The organism is Bacillus sp. FSL R9-9492 (assembly GCF_038007365.1).
Taxonomy (GTDB): domain Bacteria; phylum Bacillota; class Bacilli; order Bacillales; family Bacillaceae_G; genus Bacillus_A; species Bacillus_A mycoides.
Window position 1 is genome coordinate 289,434 of the sequence record NZ_JBBOXC010000002.1, and the last position, 22,998, is coordinate 312,431.

Below are 22,998 nucleotides of genomic sequence, written 5' to 3' on the forward strand. Positions count from 1 at the left end.
TATTTATTATATTTCACGAAGGTTAAATTAAATTTCTAAAGAGTTTAAAAATTGTTTAATTACTGTATATTTAAATATATAGAAATTATTATGTAATCAACCAAAATTAAATTCCAATTAGAAGTTGAAAAAATGAGACATATTGTTTACCTAAATCATTAATTGCTCGAAAAATATCAATATTGAATTGAGAAAAAGACATTTTCAAATCCCTCCTTCTTCTTTCTTCTTTCTCACTATAATAAAAAAAGAAAAAGGAAAACATCGAACTTTCTTACAAACATTCGTGTATTCTTACAGTTTTGTCATTTTTCTCGTCATTTTGTAAATGTGTTCATCGTCTTGCCTTTCGCTATTTTCTTTGGAAAACATGGTGAATTACGAGAAAGAGCGCTACAAAATCAACTTCAAAGAAGTAGTGCACTAAACCTCTTAATTAATGCAATTAGTGTGTGGAATACTGTTTATTTAAGTGAAGCAATAAAAGCTTTGAAGAAAAAAGAACAATTTGATGAAGAATTATTAAAATATATTTTTCCATTAGAATGGGAACACATTAACTTTCTAGAAGAATACTGATTTAGCAAAAGAGAAATTGCACCATTAGACTCTCTACGACCACTACAGACAACTTAACAGTAAGAAGCCGATTATCTCTTAGCGTACAGGAAATCAGATTTTTCTTTATGAAATTTTGCTTAGTGTACGAAATTTTCGTTTTGTTGGTGCTACCGCACCGCTATTAAGCTAAAGTTTTACACTACCCATAAAGCAAAAAAGGCGTTATCCTTTCTGTAGAATCATAAGAAAGGATGGCGTTTGTTTATGAATCTTTCGATTCTTGATGAACTTCAACCGATTGCTGAAGAATTACAACGACATATGTCTTCTCATGTTCTAGAACACTTAGCCAAAGAAAAAGGATTCGTTCAGAGAAAGAGTAAATATCAAGCACAGGAGTTAGTTGCTTTATGTGTATGGCTTAGTCAACAGGTCGCAAGTACATCACTCACGCAATTATGTAGCTGTCTTGAAGTATCTACAGGTGTTCTTATAAGTCCTGAAGGACTTAACCAACGATTTAATGCTTCCGCAGTACAATTTCTTGAACAAGTTCTAGCTAACCTTCTAACCCAAAGAATTCATTCAACACAAGAAATAATTCATCAATATACCACGATCTTTAAGCACATTCGAATTCTAGATTCTACAACATTTCAGCTTCCAGATAAGTTTTCTTCACATTATCAAGGTTCAGGTGGAAGTAGCCATACGGCAGGAGTCAAAATTCAATTGGAGTATGACTTATTGAGTGGAAAGTTCCTGTACGTTTATGTAGGAGAAGGAAGAGAGAATGATAAAACTTTTGGTTCAACAAGCCTAAAAACCATTCAACCAAAAGACTTGTATATAAGAGATTTAGGCTATTTTGACTTACATGACTTACAGAAGATTCATGATAAAGGCGCTTACTATGTTTCACGTTTGAAATTAAATTCTCGAATCTATTGTAAGAATGATGAGCCAGAGTATTTTCAAAATGGGACCGTGAAGAAAGGAACACTCTATATTCAATTAGATATGGAAGAACTCATGAATCAATTGCTCCCTGGTCAAACATTGGAAATTTCAGAAGCATACATTGGACAGTATCAAAAATTACCAGCTCGTGTTATTATTCATCGATTAACAAAGGAACAAACAGAGAAAAGGTTGAAGGAACAAGCAAAAAAAGAAAAAAAGAAAGGTATTACCTACAAAGAACGAAGTAAACGGTTGAGTGGAATCAACGTGTATATTACGAATCTTTCTGTAGAAAATGTTCCAACGGAACATATCCATGATTTGTATTCATTACGCTGGCAAATTGAAATTTTGTTCAAAACATGGAAATCTTTCTTTCAAATTCACAAGTGCAAAGAAATCAAGAAAGAACGCTTAGAATGTCATTTATATGGTCAACTCATTAGCATTTTACTCTGTTCATCGACGATGTTCAAAATGCGTCAGTTACTCTTAGATAAGAAAAAGAAAGAGTTAAGTGAGTACAAATCCATTTATATGATAAAGAATTATTATCTATTGTTCTACCATGGATTAAAAAAGGACATCCAAGAATTATTAAAAGTTTTTCTGCGTTTATTTTATCTTTTAGAGAAAAACGGACGAAAATCTCACCGTTACGAAAAGAAAACAGTCTTTGATATTCTAGGCGTTATGTATGATTGTACGTTGTCACAGAGTTTCAAAGTTGCATAATATTTTTCAAAACACCTATTTGATAGGCTTATTTGTTATGCACATTTTTAGTGTAATCGTAGAAATTCCCAAAAAATACACTCCCATATACCCTCTTGGTACCCTTAGCTTGATAGCGATGGGGTATTTGCATTTCTTAGCTTGATGGCGATGTGGTGCGACCCCATCTAAAGGGAAAAGTTAATAACAGCCATTTAGATGTACTTATAATAGAAAAACAAGTGAAGATAAAGAGACAAATAAAAGCAAGATTACGCTTAATAACACTAGATAAGCTCCAAACTCTACATGAACAATTAAAAAGTGGTAAAGCTGAAGAGAAAAAGAAAGCAGCAAATATTATTAATAGAACCCATAAAAAAGTGGAAGTGGCAACAACAAGTATATACATGTAAAAATGATATTAAAATAAAAAAGAACTAAGGTGTATATATAATTATCATACCTGAGTTCTTTTTTATATTTTGTATCTTAAGATGTATGCTGATGCTATACATCAATTAGTTTACCATAATTATATTATGACAAATTATTTCTTGGACCATGATATAATTATGGTCCTCTTTCGAACAGACAAACTTAATTAAGTCATTTTTATGTTCCATGATTTATTTTTGAAATTTTTTTACGATATAGTCTTGTATCTATAAGGGAAATGAAATTTTTATAGGATACAACTAAAAAAAGGCTTTTCAGATTTGCATTTAAGAGAGATAAACATTCAAGGCAATGTGTTTGTATGTGTTATTATAAAACACGTCATATAATCCTTTTAAACGCCTCAAAATAAAAATACATAATTTTAAGAAAAAACCACATAAAAATATGCAGTTTTTAAAGTAATTATTATTCTATTTCTGATTTCAATTCTTTATGGATAATGTCTTCTAAAAATTTCTTGTATCCCTTGTACCCTTTTTTGTCTGCTGTCTTCTTAGCGGCTTCTACCACCTCTGCATCCAAATATAAACTTACATGTTCTTTGTTATCTGTTAGTTTTATTGCGTCATTTTTATGTTGTAGAACACCACAGATTAAACAGCTATTGAGGGCCCTAAACATATAGGATTCATAAGGAATAGTGCCTAGCTTACATTTCATAAAGTACCCCTCATTTTTCTTAGAAACAAGGACATTTGACATACCTAAATGCGAGATTACATACAACATCACATCATATGCCGTATACAAAGGGAATAAGAAAGATAGATCACCTGGTCGCGTAATCTTCTTTTTTTGAATAGCGTCCTCAGAGAAATGATTCGACATTACCTCTTCCGGAATAGTAATCTGCTCTTTATGTGAGTTAATACCGAGTCGTTTTTCAGCATCAATCACTCTTGCTTCCTGGTCGTTAAATTCAACCATATCAAATAAAAGAAGATTCTTGGAATGTAACTGTAAATGGTTATATAATCTTTTATTTACCATTCCTACCTCATTCATTTTTCTTTTAAACTCTTCTAAATCTTTAAGGTGATATAGTCTTTCAGTTGTTTTACCTTTTGCTACTTCTTTAAATGGCAAGGAACCTTCTTTCGCAGCATTATGTACGTAAGTTCTGGATTTTTGTAAATATGCAGCTGCATCTTTTAGAGATAAGTAGTCCTTATATTCCTCCGCAAGTTGTTGCGCATCTTCCTGTTCAAAGCGATATCCCCCGTCAGCTTTCCAGGTATCTCGATTGATTGGTTCAATTTTCTTGTACTTAATTAGATATCTCAATTGATTCCTACTTAAGTTTGCTTGTTCGCATACTTCTTCAAATGTCTTATAACCCAAATTAACACCTCATTTTCACGTGCTGTCTACCTTCGTTTGATTCCTTCTTCGCAATTCATATTTAGTTATACCTAGTTCCTCTACAATTAATTCTATAGGATATTCTTTATACTGCAAATACTCATAAGGATTATCAAGGTATAATTCCCTTACTTTATTAAAAGTATGCTGCTGTGATAAGGATTCTAATTTGTTGCCCCATGCCCGAATTGCATCATTTACGGGACAACCTACACATTGTATATTATTTCTTTGCTTTCTGCATCCACCTTTTCTTTTTTTATTAATATTTTCATTGAGTAGCGGACAATTCATACAGTATGTTGATTCAAGATAGGATATTTCATTAATAATTGCTTTTCGCTTATATTTCATAAGTGTTCCTCCTTTACTTTAAATTCAGAAAGTGCAATCACTATAAAATAGTTAAATAAACTATTTAACCAATAAGACAATTATAATAAATAGTAAATGAATAGTAAAATAATTAATTTAACAATATAACTATATACCACAATAAATAATCTGTTTATTGTGGTATAATTAGAATCATAAAATTTATATAAAAATATATGTTTACTATTTCATTCTATTAAAGGTTGTGTGTAAATTTGAATATTATAAATTACGAACATAATAACCAACTCGTACAATCAAAATCAGATTTTTTTGATAGCAGTCATTTTGAAAAAATTATGGGTATGGGCATCCGGAATATTGACTATTCTAAATTAAGCGAAGAATCATTGGTTTATTTATTTCTACACGATGAACCTTCTTTAACGAAAAAAAGAAGTGAACGAACAAAAAAGATTTATCTGCATGATCTGTCTCATTTTCTTCGCTACATAAAAGAAACAATCGGAACCATTCACGATTTATCCCATAATGAGATGGAAATCTACTTCTATCAACTAAGTAAGAAGTATGCTGCCACTACATTACGTCGAAAGAAAACGGTAGTCCAGCAGTTTCTAAAGTACGTTTATGCCAACACTGGTCTCTCAGATGACTATAGTAGTCGTCTCAAAAAAGTATCTGTAAAAAAAGAAGAACTGGTCAACCGTGACCTCTTTCCTGAAGAAGTAAATGAAATACTAGATACACTGAAGAAAACAAATTTCTTTATGTATTCCTTGTTTTTCCTTCTTACGACTACTGGACTCCGGATTGAAGAAGTTGCTAACGCGAAATGGGCTGATCTTGCATTCCATCCTTCTTTAAACGTGTATCTCTTACGTGTAGTTGGAAAAGGAAATAAAACAAGGGAAGTTCGTATCTTTGAAGATGTACTCGACGATATCTGTCGTCTTCGTCAATTACGTAGACAAACAGGAAAATTAGATGTCTCTAGTTCATCTGCTTTTCTACCAAAAGCGGATGGCTTTCATTATAGAGCCGACTACTTATCAAAATATGTAGCAGAAAAAATTGAAGAAACAAACTTACCCTTTCTACGTTACCGAAAAGATAGAATTACTCCCCATACCTGCAGGCACTTCTTTGCAAATCATTTGATGGGAAAAGGTGTTGAGCTTAAGAAAATACGTGACTATTTAGGACATGAATCGATTATGACGACGGAACGTTATTTAAGGGAACGTACAAGACGCCAAAACTTGGCCACAATAGATATAGGAAATTCATTATTTTAGTAAGTATATATAATAGAAAGAATCTCGATTTTATAGTTTAAAATACTGATTCAGATATAGTTATTAGTTTGTGAATCTTTCACAAACATTTCTCGAATTTCAAAATCGATATTTAGGAAATATCCCTAAAAACAACAAATGCGATTGCCTCTATTGAGACAATCGCATTCGAATTATTTAAGGGTTAACCCATTCCACTTCCAGGGTCACCCATTCTAGCTAATAATTGTTCTGAATCTTTTTTCACTAAATTGTTTGGTTGCTTTTTACTACCAGCAGCGGTGTAAACAATTCCTGCCGCCAAAACGATACTTGTTAATACAAATAATATTTTCTTCATATAGCACCACCTTCGCACATTATACCATTTCTATTAAATTCTACCACTATTTTTCTAGGGAATCTACAATAGAACCTATTACCAGCACACTCTAGTAACATAATCGACTTTTCAATTAATGAAATATCATTCTTTGCTATTCCTAAATAACAATATTGCATTGGTGTTAGCATACTATTTTTCTTTTCTAAATCACTCAGGATCTCAACTGCATTTTTGAAATTCCCCTTAATAATCTCTAAAAAAGCTTTTTCCGCAGAATGATATATAACTAAATTCTCTAATTCTTGCTTATTTACTAACTTAATAAAAGCATATGTGTTAAGAATTGATTGCTTTCTTTGTTTTTCCCTTTCAAAATTACATAATCCTAACTGCTTTAGTGCCTTCTTCATATACCAAGATGCACTATCATAGCTATCAAAGGTATATGACTCTGCTATATACGCAAGTGCTGATGCCCTTAAAAGATGGAAACAATCTTTAGGGTCATCTATTGCTAAAATCTCCTGACATAAACTCCTAGTCATTTCAAGATTATCTTGTACTAAATAGGCATACGCTAATCCTTCTTTAATCCTACCTAAATAAGATGACTTAATAAAACTATCAGTAATTGCATCTACATCTGGAAGTAACATTTCAGCATATTCGAACAGAGAATTATAGTTTTCTAAATCATACATAGTGTAGTAAGTTAATATACCACATAAGACTTTCATCTCGTTTGTCTTAATTATCTTACTCCCTTTATGATTTTCAAGCTTAGATAACAATTCCTGCTTTTTAATTGTTCCATTACTTCTAAGCAATACTAATTCATATACATAAGCCCATTCTCTATTCATTGCGAGTGAGGACTTTCTCTCTTGTTCCACTAATAGCTTAAGAAGTGATAAATCACCTTTTGCATTGGCGTATTCCATGGCAATCCTCAAGTTTATCTTGCTTGTTGTGACAGAACAGAAGATGTGTAACATCATTCTTTGTTTATTAATATCACCCGCATATAATATATTAAGTAATTTAATTAGATTCCAAAATCCAAATTGATTTTTTCCAGTTAAATTCTTAGAAAGAGTTCCAGGAGAAATACCCATTATTTTAGCAATATCTTCTTGGTTTTTTCTTTGGAAATCAATCTCATCAATAATTCTACCCAAGAATTTGTTTAATGTTTGTTCTAAAATTTTATCTTCTCTCTTAAGCTTTTCATTCATATTATTTTCCCTTCTAATCTAAAAAAGAATACCTCAATATCTTTCATTATATTAGTTAAACCTAATGTTAGTATATCGTATTTTACCATAATCATATCAAAAATTTTGTTATTTGTAGTCGGGATAACGGGATAACTGTATATGCAATTGTGCATAGGTGTATTAAACGGCAAACTAAAAGGAGTCGATATATATCGACTCCTTTTTTTACCTATTTCTTAATTTCAGCAAACTTATAGTTAAATTCCCCACCAAAATCATTCGTTACAATACCTTTGACTGAAGAACGTTGTAAGTATGATCTACCCAGTTGGTAAAAAGGTGCTACCGCTCCATCTTCTAATAAAATTTTCTCAGCTTGTTTCATCGCTTCCCAACGAGATTTCTCATCATCAGCTAAGTTTGTTTTTACTTGATGAATTAGTTCATCATATTGTTTGTTTGAATACTTATCAAAGTTATATGTACTATCTGTCGTGAATAAATCTAAAAATGTAATAGGATCAGGAATATCAGACGACCATACATCAACACCTAAATCATAATCACTGTTTAGAAGTAATTGAATTTGTTGTTTGCGTGGCTGCGGCTTAACATTGACCGTTAACCCTTCTAAATTCTTTTCTAGCTCACCTTTTAAGTACTCCGCATTTTTCTTGGCAAATACATTATCACTTGTTAGTAATTCTAGTGTTACCTGTTCTTTCCCAAGTTCTTGTTTTGCTTTCTTCCAGTTTCCCTTCGCTGCATCCACATCATCTTTTACTAATTCACCATTTTCTTTTCGGAAGTCTTTTCCGTCTGATCCTTTAGCAAAATCAGATGGTATAAAACCATACGCAGGAAGAGAACCATTGTTTAACACTGTATCAACAAAGGCTTTTTTATTCATTGCCTGACTAATCGCCAAACGAGCATTTTTATTTTTTAATACTTCATTCTTTTGATTCATACGTAGGAATTGCACCGTTACTTCAGAACGTTCCTTGAAGTCGGGATTCTTTCTATATTTATCTACAAACTCACCTGTTAGTCCTACACGGTCAATTTGACCTGATTCATATAGATTTATTTCTGTTGATTTATCTTTTACAATATCAAAGTTGATTTCGTCTAACTTAACTGTTTGAGCATCCCAATAATTCGGGTTCTTTTTCAACTGAAAACCTTGTTCATGCTTCCAATTATCCAATGTGAATGCTCCGTTATAAACCAATTGATTTGCTTCTAAACCATACTGCTTCCCTTTTGATTCAAAATACTTCTCATTAATCGGTAAAAACGTTGCGAACGTTGTCAAATCTATGAAATAAGGGACAGGCTGCTCTAATTGCACCTCTAATGTTTTATCATCTATTGCTTTTACCCCTAGCTGATCTACAGGTAGCTCTTTACTATTAATTTTCTTTGCATTCTTTATATCAAAGAATAAAAACGCATATTCTGCCGCTGTATCAGGATTTACAGCACGTTTCCAAGAAAATACGAAGTCTTCGGCTGTTACAGGTGTTCCATTTGACCATTTTGAATCCCTTAGATGGAAAGTGTATGTTTTTTTATCTTCACTCACTGCATAAGATTCCGCTACTGCTGGTATTGGCTTATTTCCTTCCCCCAACGCATACAATCCTTCAAACACGTTTTTCATTACGTTCATAGATTCACCGTCAGTTGCCTTAGTCACATCCATAGTTGGAATCTCTGCAATATACGGTAAATGAATGGACTTTTTTGTTTCATTCTTTTCAGTTGCCTTTGCTTTGTTTTTTGTCTCTTTTTCTCCACTACTACAAGCTGTTAGTAGCAGACTAGCTCCTATAATAGAAGCTACAACCGATGTAACTTTTTTAAACATCTTACGTTCTTCCTCTCCATATGTACGGTTCACTTAATCAGATTATCTATATATTGAATTTTAAAGACTATAAGAAGAGAGATTTCCTTTCTCTAAAAGTATTCCGACACCTTTTCTCATCATATATGTAGTATCTAAACATTAAACCTCTTATTACTTTACCATTAAAACCGTAGCATTCTAGAGATTATTGTGTCAATCACTAAAATATATTTTTAAGTTGTACTTATAGTTAAAAAAAGATAGTAGGGACATTCAATCCTTACTATCTTTACACTTAATATTTATATGTCTTTAACGGAATGGCAAACTTATGGTTCATATCACACTCATATTTGTGAGATTTTCTGTTTTTTGACTCATAAGTTTGCCATAAGAGGAAGCATTAGATTGCCTAGAATTAAGGTGTTTTTTGCTTTAAAACCCTAGAATATCAATGAAAACTTTACTGAAGGGATAGCACAACATGTCGCAGATTAAAATTATATTATTTGACTATATAAATTAAAAAGCCAAAGATGTTCAAGTTCATTATCCTTCTATTGAACCAGAACCAGTACTTAAAAAAACTATTTATGAGGTGAATGATTAGTCCCCCTATAAATGAAGCTACTATGAGACGGGATTATTTTGTTTTGAAAGGACCATACTAACTTTTATAAATTCTAGTGTTAGGGGGTTGGAAATGAATTTTGAAGAATTAAAAAATAAAGTAAAACTATTCACAAACGATGAGGAATCTTCCTTTACATTTACACCAAGCATTGTTGGTAATGATATCTCACAAGGGGTATTTTCAGAATTGCTAAATGGCGAATTAGTTGTGAAACCCATGAGTAGTATTGTTGAACCTACAGAGTCTTACATCCAGGTGGAAGGAACAAGTAATATCAATTCAATTAATGTGAATTCACTAATTGAATTCAGTATCGTTAATGAAGAAGTAAAATATCATTGTATTGTACGCTTTCCTGAAGATTGGTTATATGACAAAGTACCACAATTAAAAAAATTACTTAACGATTTAGGGAGTATGTCGGGAATTGGATATAGTATCCATAACCCTGGATTTGTGCTTTCAACAGGAGGTCCCATTCACAAAAATATTCAAGAAATAAATGGACTACCTCTTAATTTTCAAGGGTGTATGTTGTTTTCAGAAATTGAGTTTACAGGTGGAGTTATAGAAACCCTTAGAGGAGTATTAAATATACCCAAGACAATGAAACTTGTAATTAAATATAATACAGGAAATATATCACAAGTAAAAGCAATTTATGATGTTCCATCAACTCAAGGTTCTATTAAATTTGATGGCATAGAAATTTATTTTACAATGTCACAATTCGAACTATCTTGCAACATGCAGATAGATATAGGAAGAGATACTTTATTATTTCAAACAGGGGTAAATTTTTTAGAACAGGGGTCATTGGGACTTGTATTTAGACTAACTGGAGTATGGAACAGTGCACATCAGCTATCAAAAGACTGGATAAATCCACTTGGAATTCCTTTAATAACAATTAGTGACCTTGCTGCGAGCTATGCAGTAGATCCTAAAGGTTTTAAAATTAATTTGTCTGGGACAATTAAAAGTGGAGAAAATCCAGACGATCAAATAGTATTAAATGTCGAAGAATTAGAATTGGTGAATGGTACGCTACCTACAGCCTTTGTTGGCAGGTTGCATCATAGTAGTGGAAATGATATTACTATGACGAAATTAATTGATTCTTTTTTTAGGCGTATTATATTAAAATGGCCTGATAGTGGAAATATAGTTAACTTAGCTCCATTACTTGATGAAATAAAGGTCAGAGACTTTGAAATCTATTTTATATTAGGTCCAACTCCTGTTCAAAGTCCAAAAAATTCTTCAATAACATTCCCGCCTGGTTTAGGAATGTATGTGGATGGAAGTTTAGCTACATTTGATGTGAAAATGCATACTTATTTGAAAGGGGATTTGAACTTTGCAATTAGTGGCGAAATGGAGAAATTGAATTTTTGTAATGGTATGATAGTTCTAGAAGATAGTTCAAGTAGCGATAAAGGCCCTTCTTTTACGTATCAATCAGAATCTGGAAACTATGTTTTGAATATAGATATTGGACTCACCATGTTTCGCTCACCTAAGATTACTGTGAATGCCTCTAGAAATCAAGATGGAAATATCACATTTAGTCCGAATGATGAAAATTTTCAAAAAGAGTGGGGCACGCGATCCTGTAGGTGTGAATTAATTAATTCTAATCAAATTTCTGTAAATCTAGATGGAGCTTTTAGATTCGATGAAAAAATAATATCTATAAAAATTTTAGATTTTGGTACATGTACGTTCAATGTATATCTATATTGTATTTTCAATGCTTCACTTAATGTATCAGTGAACGATTGTCACACTACCTTTAAAGTAAATATATCAGTATTAAATGAAACATTAAATTTAAGCGTAAATACCGATACAGTATTTACTACATTAGAACAAATCGAGAATGTAATCATTAATGAGGTATTAGATGAAATACGTAATCATTTTAAGGATATAGAAATAGAGAAATTGTTCGATTGGTTTAATGGTAACCTCTTATATTTCGTTAATCCTATAGGGCAAGTATTGAAGGATTTAGGTGTAACTACTCAATTAGCGGTAGAATTGTTAACGAAATTAGAACGATATAAGGACAAATCTGAGGATATTGCAAAAGTTTTAATTTCAGGTGGTTATACAGTTGAAGAATTAAAGAAGATAAATGTACCTAACTTTACGATACCACCAGAGTGGTCACCTGGAAATATAGATTTAGGGCATATAAATGTAGGGAATCTCAAGCCTCCGAGTTGGCCTAAATGAATTTTTACTTTGATAAGTTAAAATTTCAAGAACAAATTAGAGTGAAATATATTATTAAATACTGTTTTTGAAACGAAATTTGATGCAAGGGTGCGGTTCAGCCGAGATACATGTAATTTCGAGTCATAGTCTGTATTTTATTTCGATTACCAGATTTCTGTGTAACAAAAAGGTTTTTTACTAATTCTGTTACAAATTATTTTTGATACAGTATTTTGTTACAGCTAGTTCAACGGTTAGGATATTTCATATTTTTAAATACAAAACGTAACAAAAACGTATTGTTACGATATAAACAATCCTTAGCGTGAGTTTTATGTAAGTACGTTGGCTGTACTCCAATTAGCGTTAAATTCTATCTAACAAGTGCCATAAACGACTGTTTATGGCATTTTATTTATTTCTATCAAAACTGACTGAAATATGCTTAAAAATCAGTTCCATAACAAACTTATGGTTTTTATCACATTTTCGCCCATTTTGCTGTAGGAGATTGAACAGAAGAAGTAGAACCTTTGATAGCATTGGGGCCCCACCATACCTTTTTTCATTAGCTGTGTATGCTACACTCTACAATATCATCTAAGTACAATGGATTGTTAAAACCAAATGCGTCAGTAACAACTAATGTCTTATTTATAGAATCAAACTTATGAATGCTAACAATCTTATATAGGATAATTCCATCTTTATAATGCCAGAGATCAACTTCTTCTTTTGTCTGTATGGCTTGTATTAAAACTTGATTTATTTCTTCAGATTTTTGTAAATCTAATATTGGTTTGGACACTTTTGTTTGATCCTGTATTAATTGATGCAGCCCAGCAAACTGTTCTGGCATACTGCAAAAGGGGCTCCACTTTTCAATTCCCCTGCCTCGCGGTATATTTGTTTCTCTCATGCTTGATGGCCTCCTATTAGGGTATTTCTGTATTTAATCGTGGAATGTGGTGTGTAAGATATAGCCCTTAAAATGCTATTTTTACCGAACCGAGTTCGTATCTCATCTAAAGCTCTTGTTAATTTAACTTGTTGCTCTCTCTTCTTTACATCATCAAATATAGAAATTTGTTCCTCACCTTCACTTACTAAGTTAGTCAGAGAAATACTGATACTTCTAATAGGTTCGCCTGTATGCAACTGCATCAAATATTTTAGGCATATATGATATATATCCATTGTCATACAAGTTGGCCGCTCAAATGTTACACTTTTTCTAAAACCACCGCCATACGAACGACTGTAACCTACGGAGAATTGAACAGTTCGAGCGAGTTTATGTTTTATTCTCATACGGTAGCAAACCTCTTCTATCTGTTCTAGCAGAATAACCGGTATTTCTTCAAGTTTATAATCACGCATTAGAATTTGACTCTTACCAATGGAAGTTGATTTTGGTTTGTATGTATCCGTAATACGGCTAAAGTCAATTCCATGGCTATGAAGATGTAAATCAGTTCCGATAACCCCGAATTCCTGCTGCAAATATTTTAAAGGATAATGAGCTAAGTCACCTATTGTATGTATTCCCTTCCTATTTAACTTCGCTTCTATTTTTGTCGATATTCCCCAGAACTTACTTAATGGACGTATTGACCAAATTTTTGTGGGGACATCACTATAATCCCACTCCGCTATTAGATCTGGACTATGTTTAGCGGTCACATCCAGTGCTATCTTTGCCATGAGCATGTTTTTTCCTATTCCAACTGCGGCGGATATTCCCCTTGTTTTTCTATATATTTCGTGCTGCAGTTTTACAGCAAATTCTCTGGGACTATCAGCAAAAAGAGGCAGTATCTTGTCAGTCTGTATAAAGCACTCATCGATGCTGTATTGAAAATAAAATTCGGGGGGAACGTACTGTAATATAATCTTCGCTATATAGTTTGAACACCGTATGTATGTGTCCATTTGCGGATTTACAACTATTACACCTGGTATATTATCTAGATCGTATCGCCGACTGCCCTGCTTTATACCTAATTTTTTTAAGGGTTTAGTAGCAGCTAAAACAACAGAACCTGGTCTTGTCTTATCGCTAACTACCGCTAACTTTGTTTGTAGTGGATCATAACCTAATTTCACGCAAGAAACTGATGCGAAAAAAGAAACAAGGTCTAGGCAAAATACTGTATCGTTTGGGCAAAGTGAATAGTCATACACTTTATTATCCCCCTCTATAGAACGTTTGTTCTTATTATATTCCTACTCAACCCAAATATTCAACCTATTTTACGAAAATACGTTCGTTTTTTGCTAGATTTTAATTTAAAATAGTTATATATCATATTTCTCAAAAATTTTTATAGAGAAATATGGTAAAATGAATGTGATTTGAAAGATTGCTGATATATTTGTAATTGTAAGAAGAAGTGGATGTTATTAGAATTAAGATGGTTCAAGTTGGAGAAAAGACACTCAAAGGAGAGTGTCTTTTCTTTGTGGCATCAATACTTGTTTTTTGTATTAAGGTCGATATGGTAAAATGCTAACTATATAAACTCTTTTGAACGAATATATGAAGGGGTGCTTGGCTTTGAAAATGACAAAAGGAGACGCTATATTGCGTTTGTTGACGGAAATTAAATTAGAGCTGAAAGAAACAAAAGAAGCAATAGAAAAAGTAGAAGAGCGATTGGATAAGATAGAGAAACAAACCCTTCCTCAAAAAACGTCTAAGTCTACTCCAAAAGCAGGAACAGAAAAAGATTGGAAATATCCTTCTAAAATGAAATGAGTTTGGAAGGATATTATTAAATTTAGAATATACAGCAACAAATATATACTCTGAAACACCGCTTTATATTTCTTAATATAAACATCTAAATGTTAACTGTATGCTGAGATTAGTTTCCTTGGTACTACTATCACACAGAATCGTACCTAGCTCTTGCTAGGGATTTTTCTATATATCTTATTTACATCAGAAACGTAGGTACGTTATAATAATTTCTTATTACATTCAAAGAGGTGCAAAAAATGAATAAAACCGAATTAACAAAAATGGTAGCAGAAAAAGCAGAACTTACACAAAAAGATGCAGCTGCAGCAACACAAGCTGTATTAGATGCTATAACAAATGCTCTTGCAAATGAAGAGAAAGTACAGATTATTGGTTTTGGTACATTTGAAGTGCGTGAAAGATCTGCACGTACAGGACGTAATCCACAAACAGGTGAAGAAATGCAAATTGCTGCATCTAAAGCACCTGCATTTAAAGCCGGAAAAGAATTAAAAGAAGCAGTGAAATAATTATACATAGTGAAAAAGGATCTGATATTCATATCAGGTCCTTTTTCTTTAGTGACATATTATACTTGCTTATCGTGTCTGTTTAACCAGGCTTTAGAAACTTTGCGTTCTCCAGATACTTCAATCTTAACCTCGCCATCTTCTTTGTATATCCGTTCAATGATTGGTATCGTCACCACTTGTTTTTCTTTTTGTTTTCGAAAATCATCCAAGTTGATAATAGTCATGTTGCACTCTCCTTTAATGATTTCTAAAGAAAAAGGCACCCGTATGAGTGCCCTTCCCCTAACTTGAACCACCATTTACTTTTAAGAAACATCGCTTAACATAAATTATATCATATTTGTTAAATTCCGAAAATAACAATTGTTAGTGCACTGTATATTTGAAATAAAGTTGCGATGCTTTGTATTTTTTTCAGTGGAATCTAGTCTCTTCTATAATTCCTCTACTTGTGACCAATCACATTTTAGGCCATTTTCTTTAGCCCAGTTCTCTATCTGTTCTTGTGTCCATCCTTTTCTTGTTCCTAGCTCCACATACGCTTTTGGAAGTGCAGCGTGTATTTTCGTACGATCATTTCGTTTCTTAAGCCATACTGATAATGCTGTAGGATTTCCTGAGAAAACTACTTTGCTGATTTCCCTATTCCCGTAAGCTTTTATTGTCATGCTTAATCTCCTTCTCTATTTCTTCCCATATTTCGTTTATCTTGGTTGTTTGGAAATACCGCAGGAGTGTGCTAGCACATAATCCAAATTCATTGAAACGACGTATTGGAATACGTCCCTCATTCACTCTATATACACGCTTTAATTTTTCTGCTAATCCTTGTTTGGTATAAACTTTGCGAGTACCGTACGTTGAAAATTCTTTTGCTTTATACTGAATAATCAAGAGTAACTCTTCTTTTGTATATTGCATTCGTCACTCACCTATATGAAAGAATATTATCTTCTTTTCCCCACAGCTTCTTTTATTCCTTTTTCGATAGCATTCCATACTTCAATTACATCGTGGTGATCTAACTCTTCTTTTGAAAGACTATTAGCTAAGTAGGTTTCATAAGAACCCTCTGAATTCGTTACATTTTCAAGATAAAAATCTAATTCATTATCATATTCATCTTTGCTTTTGCTATGACTTCCTTCACACATTTCAATTTCTATATATTCCATTGCGATTTCTTCTAAACTTCTCATTCCTACTCGGGGTTCGACCGAGATACGTGTAAAAATAGGTCATAGGCTTACTTTTATTTCCAGGTGGAATTTATGGAGCTTATAAATATAGTTTCGTCTATTTTTATTAAGTAATTTGTCTATTAGGGGTCCCTCCACATGCCCATCAAGCTAACTAGATAAATTACTAGGTACGAATTGATTCTTGTTTCAAAACTAGCAAGTAATAAAAAAGTAGGCATGCTAAAGAAGCCTATTAAAACGTGATTTTTTCGCTAGGCAGCTTGTCTATGTTTCACTGTCGTCTTATACACAATCCCTAGAATATCAAAGACGGTCATCTTTTTATACCGATGACATTTACGACCATTCTTTTTGAGCAATTGATAAAGGCAATGGAGAATTTTTAAAAGTTCTTCTGTGCCAACGGCTATCGCTTGAAACAGTAATGGGAAGTAATCTTTAATCATATATATGGCTTTATATTCACTCAGCTCCTGCTTTTTCTTTTTAAGCAGAAACTGACGCATTTGAAACATCGTAGAAGAACAGAGGAGAATACCGATGAGTTGTCCATAAAAATGACACTCTAGGCGTTCTCTCTTTATATTTTGACATTCATCAATTTCAAAGAATGATTTCCACGTTTTAAACAAAATTTCAATCTGCCAACGAAGTGAATATAATGAATGCACGTAGTCTGTCGGTACTTCTTCTAGCGACGTATTCGTGATATATACATTCATGCCCATTAAACGTTTACTTTTATCCTTCATGACAATGCCTTTCTTCTTTTCACGTATTGCTTGGTTTTTCAGACGTGTTTGTTTTTGATCATCGGTTAAACGATGGATAATGACACGTGCCGGAAGTTTCTGATTTTGGCCAATGTATGCCTCAGGGATTTCCATCGTTTCACCAGGGATTAGACCAGATAGTATTTGTGTCATATCAACCTGGATGTATTCTGTTTGCTTTTTTAACGTACCATTGTTGAAGTATTCTGGTTCAGGATTTTTGGTATATATGCGTGTATTCAACTTCAACCGCGAGATATAGTAAGCCTCTTTATCATGAATGGCATGTAAGTCTCCTAAATCGAAGTAACCAAGATCACGTAAACACAAATCGCCTGCATCTATGGTTTTAAGACAGAATGTACCATATGTTTTATCATTATTTTTCCCTGGTCCAAGCTGCACGTTAAGGAATTGACCACTAAGTAAATCATATTCTAATTGGATTTTTACGCCTGCCTTATTACTACTCCCACCTGACCCTTGATAGTCAGTGGCGAATTGATTAGGCAGTTGAAACACAGTTGCATCTAGAATACGGATACGATTGAAAGTAGAGATTATATATGCAGAAAGTGAGTGACTTGAACAGAGTTTTTGTGTGAGAAGAGAAGTAAAAACTTCTCGAAGAAATACGACAGCTGCTGGATTAAAACGCTGATTCAGTCCTTCAGGACTTATTAGTGTAGCTGTATTTGCATAAAGCTGACTACATAATTGAGTGAGAGAATCACTTGCTACATGTTGATTGATCCAAATACATAAAGCAGTCAAATCTCGTGCGCCATACTTGCTTTTACGTTTTACAAATCCGGTCTTCTGTGCGAGTTGTTGAAGGACATGTGGAGATAGGTATCGCTTTAGTTCTTTAGCGAATAAATAAAATTCATCTTGAATCGATAGATTCATACAAAAACGCCATCCTTTCTGTATATTTCTACAAAAAGAATAGCGTTTTTTTGATTATATGGATACAAATTTATCTTAGCTTGATAGCAATGTGACGGTACCTTATTTTAGGGAAATTGACAATGGAAAGAGACGCGAATATAATAATCGTAGCAACTATAGTCATGTCTATTATAAAGGGGGCCGACCATGGAATTAGAAAAATATATGGGTGTTAATGTACAGCGTGCGGCTCTTAAGCTGAATAACTATTATCAAAAAGTGGTGAATCCTTTTGATATTACTGTGGATCAGTGGGAAATATTGGTCGTTCTTTGGGAAAAAGAAGGGATTACCCAAAAAGAGCTTGCTGAAAGACTGCACAAGGATCAGACAAACGTTGCACGAATGCTTTTCAAACTGGAGAAGAAGGAATTTATTTATCGTGTAGTCCATGAAACTGATCGAAGGTCTTTACGTGTATATTTGACTCCTAAAGGTCGCGAAAGTAAAGATGACATCCTTTCTCCATCCATAGAGGCGTATAAGAACACCATCAAGGGTTTGTCTGAAGAGGAAGTAGAAACATTTAGGAGAATTCTTTCTGTAATGTATAACAATGTAAAGGATTTATAATCAGAGAGAAGAGTAGATGAATGCATTTCAATCTTAAAAGAAGGGATTGAGGTACTCGAGCGTACACCACACACATTGGAGTATTTTTTTATCCGGTTTATCCGAGAGTTGCAATGAAGGTGAAGAAACCTGGAATGTCCATGAAGTGATTGAGCATCTCATTAAGGGAGAGAAAAATAATTGGATACCGCGATTAGAATTTATGCTTAAGGTATATGAAAGTAAACCGTTTCCCTCATTTGATTGTTTTTCTCACCCTGATTAAAAGTCAGAAAAAATGATATATTTAAAATTAATCGAATTCAAAGGTTGGCATCATGATTTCGGTGTCGTTATATTAAGGGAATCACTCTCTACGTGGGCTGTGGAGTAAATATTTAGGTGTTTTAAAAGAAACTTGATAGAATCGATGAGTCGGACTAGTAAGTGTTAATAGATGGGATAGATAGTTGCTACAACCATTATAATCAAGACTACTATTTCTACGTTTTTTTATAGAAAATATATTAACAGATTAAATACTTGTCGTGTCAAGTATTGCTACGACAACAATAATGAGGAGGATACAGGATGGATATATTAGATAAAAGTATCGGGATTTTTGACGCCAAGTATAGAGCTCTGACTATAGGGATCATACTTGCTGTGACTACCGTGGCATTTGAAGGACTGGCGATTACCACTATTGCTCCAAATTTAGCGCGAAATTTGCATGCTCTTCATTTGTATGGCTGGATATTCAGTTCTTTTCTTTTGGCACAAATCGTCGGAACCATGATTATAGGTCAGCGAATTAACAAAAACGGCGTTTTTACATCGTTTATGGCATCGATTCTTTTTTTCGTGATTGGCATTGTTATTGCGGCCACCTCGGTGAACATGGTTATGCTAATCGTAGGGAGAGTGTTTCAGGGGTTTGGCGCAGGAGCAATCATTACATGCGTATATTATAGCATTACTTTAGGCTATCCCGATAAGCTGAGAACGAAAATACTTGCAATGTTTTCAAGTGCTTATATTTTACCTGCCTTAATTGGACCCTATATCGCTGGACTTTTAGCTGAGTTTTTCTCCTGGAGAGTTGTTTTTTGGATGGTGCTTCCTTTCATTGGTTTGGCTGTAGTGCTGACGCTTCCCGCTTATCGCAAATTTTCGGTGAAGGAAAAAGAAGCTTCTAAAAATATCCGGAAAGAAGGATATGCGGTGGTGCTGGCCATTGGAACGGGCTTGTTGATGATGGGCCTTGGTTCTATAACCGATTGGAAGGGTATGGTACTTTCGGCGGTGGGGGTGCTTTTCATGATCCAACCTTTGCGAAAGTTGCTGCCCGGGGGTACTTTTAGTGCAAGGAAAGGTTTGCCTGCGACTATTGCGTCAAGAGGTTTGTTTGTCGCTTGTTATACTGCTACCGAAAGTTATGTTGTCCTAGCATTGACAGAAGTGAAAAAAATGCCTGCAGATCTGGCTGGGTTAATTGTGGCGGCGGGTGCATTAAGTTGGTCGATGGCAGCTTGGATCCAGTCAAAGCTTGATGCCAAAGACCACGGGGCAGGTCGAAACAAACGGGTAACGGCTGGTATTTGTTTTATGGTCATTGGTGTTGCCGCTGTTATGCTAGCTGTAGGTCTGCCCGGAGGGGGAATCGTATTTGCAGTGATTTCGCAAATTTTCATCGGATTTGGTATAGGGTTAGCACATCCAACCACCGGAGCTATTGCGTTGCAGCATGCGAATGCAGGTGAAGAAGGGGAGATATCTGCCAGCCTTCAATTTACAGACGCATTCAGTCCGGGTTTGAGTATAGGAATCGGCGGTGCTTTCATTGCCGTTAGTCAATCGCTAAATTTGGGGTTGTTAACGGGAATTCTGTTGGCTTTGTCTCTTCAATTGTTTTTCGTCATTCTGAGTTTGTCGATATCCTTTCGTATAAAACAGACGAAATTAGCCTCTGAGGACGACTTATCCATACCGAAATGATGTTCGGTGAGCCCAGAAATGCATAATATTAAGGTTTAACGCTTCGGCTACGGTGCTTTAAAAAATAGACTTGAAGTTTAAAAAATTAATCCAGCTTCTAATAATTCTAATGGGCTAGGACTGGGATACCATCACATACTATCCGGTCTTCTGTGCGAGTTGTTGAAGGACATGTGGAGATAGGTATCGCTTTAGTTCTTTAGCGAATAAATGAAACTCATCTTGAATCAATAGATTCATACAAAAACGCCATCCTTTCTGTATATTTCTACAAAAAGAATAGCGTTTTTTTCTTTTTATGGATACCATTTTTTAGCTTGATAGGCATGTGGCGATACCCTATGCCCATCAACTTAAGAATTTACACCCTCAAGATGAAAATTTTGTATATTTTTTACAGAAAACAGCTGATTTTTCATCTTGGGGGTATTTGCTTTTCTTATCTTGATGGCAATGGGGTCCCTCCACATCGCCATCAAGATAAGATTTTGAAGTACCCCCTAAATGAAAATTTTCTTTCTCTACAGTTAGTTATTTTGAGAGGTCAGCTCATTTTTTTGTTTTGGGGGTGTTTACTTTTCTTATTTATTCTATTTAACAAAAGCACCTTTTTGTTTGAATGTGTTATTTCACAAATTCCCCGTCATAGAAATAACTTTATTATGATTTACAGTTTACAATGACTGAAATTTATATTAATAAAGACCTCCATTTACGATTCGAACTTTGCATATGAATTGCTAATCAAGTAATAAATCGGACTTAAATACGATTACAGCATTTCCTGCAATTCTTACTTCCTCTGGCTCCTGATTACAAATTTTCACTTGAACATCAATGATACCCGCCCGTTTTATAGCTTCGCCCTGCACTGCTTTAAAACTAAATAAAGTATTATCATGTTTGACAAGTCTATGATGTATCAAGTATGCGCCTAAAGGACCGTTCGCATTACCTGTAACAGGGTCTTCGTTAATACCGATTGCAGGAGCAAACATTCTTCCATGAATTAAAATATCAGAGTCGGGAGCATTCATCGTAAACACATAGAAACCATTGCAATTAATTAATCCACTGACTTTTGTGAGTAAATCCATATTAGGGTTTAATTGGTTAAGAAGTTCCGAATTTTTAATTCCAATCATCACCTTAGAATGCCCGGTTGAAACGATTTGTACTGGACAATCTTCTAATAAATCATTTTCACTAATATTGAAAGCTGTAAATATATTCTCTAAAGCTACACCTTCAATCACAGTTTCAAAACTTATACTACCCTGCGTCATAATAATTTTGTAATCATTATCTTCATTAATCACATCCACTGGTAAAATGCCGGCACCAGTTTTATGATAAACTTTAACTGTATTTAAACTATTTTCAACTGCACGAGCATAGTGGGCAGCAATCGTCGCATGTCCACAGATAGGGACCTCATGAGTAGGCGTAAAAAAACGAATATTTACATCAGATTCGCTATTATCTGATTTAAAGATAAATGCCGTTTCCGAATTGTTAAGCTCTCTAGCAATCCTCTGCATCTCACCCGAAGATAAACCATCTGCATTTGTTATTACACCAGCCGGATTACCTGATAATTTTTTCTTCGTAAATGAATCAATTTGATATAATCGGTACTTTCTTTCCATGTCATTTTCCACCTTTAATATATTTAATTTTTGGTCCTTTATACTATCTTTAATTCTTATTATATTAAAGTTCCCCCGTTGCTTCTATAAGGAGCTTGATAGCGATGTGGCGAGACCCCATCGCTATCAAGCTAATAAAAAGAAATGCCCCCTAAAATGAAAAAATACGCTATTCTTTCTGTAGAATCATAGGAAAGGATGGCGTTTTTTATGTCTGTTTCTGTGTCTGACGAATTACAACTATTTGCTCAAGAGATTCATAGTTTTTTATCTCCAAATACCTTACGGGATCTTGCTAGAGATGTTGGTTTTGTACAACGAACCAGTAAGTACCAAGCAAAAGATTTAGTAGCTTTATGTGTATGGGTGAGCCAAAATGTAGCTATGACTTCTTTAACTCAGTTATCTAGCTGTTTAGAAGCATCAACAGAAGTACTAATCAGTCCTGAGGGACTGAATCAACGGTTTAATAAGGCGGCCGTCCAACTTTTACAACACCTACTAGCCGAACTACTAAGCAAAAAATTGGCCGCATCTATGCCGATTTCTTCTCCATACACTTCTGTTTTCAAGCGTATTCGTATTTTAGATTCAACTGCATTTCAACTCCCGGATGTATTTTCATCGGTTTATCCAGGTGCAGGAGG

20 protein-coding genes and 4 pseudogenes are annotated in these 22,998 nt (G+C 33.9%); 10 read left to right on the forward strand and 14 right to left on the reverse strand.

Translation table 11 applies throughout. The features are described from left to right. Positions 1-139 precede the first annotated feature (139 nt). A pseudogene (locus tag MKY70_RS29675) lies at positions 140-202 on the reverse strand (undecaprenyl-diphosphatase); the annotation flags it as partial. Positions 203-351: 149 nt separating this feature from the next. On the opposite strand from MKY70_RS29675, the pseudogene MKY70_RS29680 reads away from it, so the two are divergent. The 3 genes and pseudogenes from MKY70_RS29680 to MKY70_RS29690 all read left to right on the forward strand — a co-directional run. Continuing rightward, positions 352-579, forward strand: a pseudogene (locus MKY70_RS29680) (Tn3 family transposase); the annotation flags it as partial. Between the two features lie 246 nt (positions 580-825). Next, entirely contained in the window at positions 826-2,259 is a 1,434-nt protein-coding gene (locus tag MKY70_RS29685) for an IS4 family transposase (protein WP_340780440.1), read from the forward strand. Between the two features lie 155 nt (positions 2,260-2,414). Next, positions 2,415-2,654: a hypothetical protein gene (locus tag MKY70_RS29690; protein WP_341026748.1), complete on the forward strand. Its 240-nt coding sequence runs from the start codon at positions 2,415-2,417 to the stop codon at positions 2,652-2,654. Between the two features lie 850 nt (positions 2,655-3,504). Here MKY70_RS29690 and MKY70_RS29695 read toward each other — a convergent pair. Both MKY70_RS29695 and MKY70_RS29700 read right to left on the reverse strand, forming a co-directional pair. Beyond that, positions 3,505-4,041: pseudogene (locus tag MKY70_RS29695) on the reverse strand (helix-turn-helix domain-containing protein); the annotation flags it as partial. Positions 4,042-4,056: 15 nt separating this feature from the next. Next, positions 4,057-4,416, reverse strand: a complete 360-nt coding sequence (locus tag MKY70_RS29700) for a zinc-finger domain-containing protein (RefSeq protein ID WP_341026750.1) — start codon at positions 4,414-4,416, stop codon at positions 4,057-4,059. A gap of 236 nt (positions 4,417-4,652) precedes the next feature. Between MKY70_RS29700 and MKY70_RS29705 the strand changes: the two genes are divergently transcribed. Continuing rightward, positions 4,653-5,696, forward strand: a complete 1,044-nt coding sequence (locus tag MKY70_RS29705) for a tyrosine-type recombinase/integrase (RefSeq protein ID WP_341026752.1) — start codon at positions 4,653-4,655, stop codon at positions 5,694-5,696. 184 nt (positions 5,697-5,880) lie between these two features. On the opposite strand, the gene MKY70_RS29710 is transcribed toward MKY70_RS29705, so the two are convergent. From MKY70_RS29710 to MKY70_RS29720, 3 genes are all read right to left on the reverse strand, one after another. After that, a complete protein-coding gene (locus MKY70_RS29710; protein ID WP_341026753.1) occupies positions 5,881-6,036 on the reverse strand; it encodes a hypothetical protein in 156 nt (51 codons plus the stop codon). Then, entirely contained in the window at positions 6,033-7,256 is a 1,224-nt protein-coding gene (locus tag MKY70_RS29715; RefSeq protein ID WP_147740206.1) for an AimR family lysis-lysogeny pheromone receptor, read from the reverse strand. The genes MKY70_RS29710 and MKY70_RS29715 overlap by 4 nt, the downstream gene beginning before the upstream one ends. Positions 7,257-7,467: 211 nt before the next feature. Further along, positions 7,468-9,111 carry a peptide ABC transporter substrate-binding protein gene (locus MKY70_RS29720; RefSeq protein WP_341026758.1) on the reverse strand — a complete coding sequence of 548 codons (1,644 nt, stop codon included), beginning with the start codon at positions 9,109-9,111 and terminating at the stop codon, positions 7,468-7,470. A gap of 685 nt (positions 9,112-9,796) precedes the next feature. On the opposite strand from MKY70_RS29720, the gene MKY70_RS29725 reads away from it, so the two are divergent. After that, positions 9,797-11,968: a hypothetical protein gene (locus MKY70_RS29725; RefSeq protein WP_341026760.1), complete on the forward strand. Its 2,172-nt coding sequence runs from the start codon at positions 9,797-9,799 to the stop codon at positions 11,966-11,968. Between the two features lie 550 nt (positions 11,969-12,518). Here the strand turns inward: MKY70_RS29725 and MKY70_RS29730 are convergent. Beyond that, complete coding sequence (locus MKY70_RS29730; protein WP_341026762.1) at positions 12,519-12,869, reverse strand: YolD-like family protein; 351 nt, start codon at positions 12,867-12,869, stop codon at positions 12,519-12,521. Continuing rightward, positions 12,866-14,134, reverse strand: coding sequence for a Y-family DNA polymerase (locus MKY70_RS29735; protein WP_341026765.1), 1,269 nt, complete (start codon positions 14,132-14,134; stop codon positions 12,866-12,868). Before MKY70_RS29735 ends, MKY70_RS29730 begins: the two co-directional genes overlap by 4 nt. A gap of 379 nt (positions 14,135-14,513) precedes the next feature. On the opposite strand from MKY70_RS29735, the gene MKY70_RS29740 reads away from it, so the two are divergent. Continuing rightward, the gene (locus tag MKY70_RS29740; RefSeq protein WP_033713596.1) at positions 14,514-14,708 is read left to right on the forward strand and encodes a hypothetical protein; all 195 of its coding nucleotides are present in this window, start codon (positions 14,514-14,516) and stop codon (positions 14,706-14,708) included. Positions 14,709-14,950: 242 nt separating this feature from the next. Continuing rightward, a complete protein-coding gene (locus tag MKY70_RS29745; RefSeq protein WP_002139643.1) occupies positions 14,951-15,223 on the forward strand; it encodes an HU family DNA-binding protein in 273 nt (90 codons plus the stop codon). 59 nt (positions 15,224-15,282) lie between these two features. Here MKY70_RS29745 and MKY70_RS29750 read toward each other — a convergent pair whose 3' ends face one another. The 5 genes from MKY70_RS29750 to MKY70_RS29770 all read right to left on the reverse strand — a co-directional run bounded on the left by MKY70_RS29750 (position 15,283) and on the right by MKY70_RS29770 (position 18,110). Beyond that, positions 15,283-15,450, reverse strand: coding sequence for a hypothetical protein (locus MKY70_RS29750; RefSeq protein ID WP_002139645.1), 168 nt, complete (start codon positions 15,448-15,450; stop codon positions 15,283-15,285). A 210-nt stretch (positions 15,451-15,660) separates the two neighbouring features. Next, complete coding sequence (locus tag MKY70_RS29755) at positions 15,661-15,894, reverse strand: hypothetical protein (RefSeq protein ID WP_341026769.1); 234 nt, start codon at positions 15,892-15,894, stop codon at positions 15,661-15,663. Further along, positions 15,869-16,147, reverse strand: coding sequence for a hypothetical protein (locus tag MKY70_RS29760; protein ID WP_341026773.1), 279 nt, complete (start codon positions 16,145-16,147; stop codon positions 15,869-15,871). Before MKY70_RS29760 ends, MKY70_RS29755 begins: the two co-directional genes overlap by 26 nt. A gap of 26 nt (positions 16,148-16,173) precedes the next feature. After that, a complete protein-coding gene (locus tag MKY70_RS29765; protein ID WP_341026774.1) occupies positions 16,174-16,425 on the reverse strand; it encodes a hypothetical protein in 252 nt (83 codons plus the stop codon). 254 nt (positions 16,426-16,679) lie between these two features. Continuing rightward, positions 16,680-18,110 (reverse strand): IS4 family transposase, encoded by a 1,431-nt coding sequence (locus tag MKY70_RS29770; RefSeq protein ID WP_341026776.1) that lies wholly within the window; start codon positions 18,108-18,110, stop codon positions 16,680-16,682. Between the two features lie 189 nt (positions 18,111-18,299). Here MKY70_RS29770 and MKY70_RS29775 point away from each other — a divergent pair, with 189 nt between their 5' ends. Together MKY70_RS29775 and MKY70_RS29785 are read left to right on the forward strand one after the other, a co-directional pair. Further along, positions 18,300-18,725, forward strand: coding sequence for a MarR family winged helix-turn-helix transcriptional regulator (locus MKY70_RS29775; RefSeq protein WP_199710729.1), 426 nt, complete (start codon positions 18,300-18,302; stop codon positions 18,723-18,725). Positions 18,726-19,295: 570 nt separating this feature from the next. Continuing rightward, positions 19,296-20,702 carry an MFS transporter gene (locus tag MKY70_RS29785; protein WP_341026779.1) on the forward strand — a complete coding sequence of 469 codons (1,407 nt, stop codon included), beginning with the start codon at positions 19,296-19,298 and terminating at the stop codon, positions 20,700-20,702. Positions 20,703-21,442: 740 nt separating this feature from the next. Here MKY70_RS29785 and MKY70_RS29790 read toward each other — a convergent pair. Next, positions 21,443-22,351: a PhzF family isomerase gene (locus MKY70_RS29790; RefSeq protein WP_341026780.1), complete on the reverse strand. Its 909-nt coding sequence runs from the start codon at positions 22,349-22,351 to the stop codon at positions 21,443-21,445. Positions 22,352-22,561: 210 nt separating this feature from the next. On the opposite strand from MKY70_RS29790, the pseudogene MKY70_RS29795 reads away from it, so the two are divergent. Then, positions 22,562-22,998 (forward strand): annotated as a pseudogene (locus MKY70_RS29795) (IS4 family transposase); the annotation flags it as partial.

Bases quoted from the DNA above. Each gene is read 5' to 3' on its own strand.
- MKY70_RS29700 (WP_341026750.1), bottom strand. From the start codon at position 4,416: ATGAAATATAAGCGAAAAGCAATTATTAATGAAATATCCTATCTTGAA.
- MKY70_RS29750 (WP_002139645.1), bottom strand. From the start codon at position 15,450: ATGACTATTATCAACTTGGATGATTTTCGAAAACAAAAAGAAAAACAA.
- MKY70_RS29725 (WP_341026760.1), top strand. From the start codon at position 9,797: ATGAATTTTGAAGAATTAAAAAATAAAGTAAAACTATTCACAAACGAT.
- MKY70_RS29745 (WP_002139643.1), top strand. From the start codon at position 14,951: ATGAATAAAACCGAATTAACAAAAATGGTAGCAGAAAAAGCAGAACTT.
- MKY70_RS29785 (WP_341026779.1), top strand. From the start codon at position 19,296: ATGGATATATTAGATAAAAGTATCGGGATTTTTGACGCCAAGTATAGA.
- MKY70_RS29730 (WP_341026762.1), bottom strand. From the start codon at position 12,869: ATGAGAGAAACAAATATACCGCGAGGCAGGGGAATTGAAAAGTGGAGC.
- MKY70_RS29770 (WP_341026776.1), bottom strand. From the start codon at position 18,110: ATGAATCTATCGATTCAAGATGAATTTTATTTATTCGCTAAAGAACTA.
- MKY70_RS29740 (WP_033713596.1), top strand. From the start codon at position 14,514: ATGACAAAAGGAGACGCTATATTGCGTTTGTTGACGGAAATTAAATTA.
- MKY70_RS29755 (WP_341026769.1), bottom strand. From the start codon at position 15,894: ATGACAATAAAAGCTTACGGGAATAGGGAAATCAGCAAAGTAGTTTTC.
- MKY70_RS29685 (WP_340780440.1), top strand. From the start codon at position 826: ATGAATCTTTCGATTCTTGATGAACTTCAACCGATTGCTGAAGAATTA.
- MKY70_RS29710 (WP_341026753.1), bottom strand. From the start codon at position 6,036: ATGAAGAAAATATTATTTGTATTAACAAGTATCGTTTTGGCGGCAGGA.
- MKY70_RS29760 (WP_341026773.1), bottom strand. From the start codon at position 16,147: ATGCAATATACAAAAGAAGAGTTACTCTTGATTATTCAGTATAAAGCA.
- MKY70_RS29775 (WP_199710729.1), top strand. From the start codon at position 18,300: ATGGAATTAGAAAAATATATGGGTGTTAATGTACAGCGTGCGGCTCTT.
- MKY70_RS29715 (WP_147740206.1), bottom strand. From the start codon at position 7,256: ATGAATGAAAAGCTTAAGAGAGAAGATAAAATTTTAGAACAAACATTA.
- MKY70_RS29790 (WP_341026780.1), bottom strand. From the start codon at position 22,351: ATGGAAAGAAAGTACCGATTATATCAAATTGATTCATTTACGAAGAAA.
- MKY70_RS29720 (WP_341026758.1), bottom strand. From the start codon at position 9,111: ATGTTTAAAAAAGTTACATCGGTTGTAGCTTCTATTATAGGAGCTAGT.
- MKY70_RS29765 (WP_341026774.1), bottom strand. From the start codon at position 16,425: ATGAGAAGTTTAGAAGAAATCGCAATGGAATATATAGAAATTGAAATG.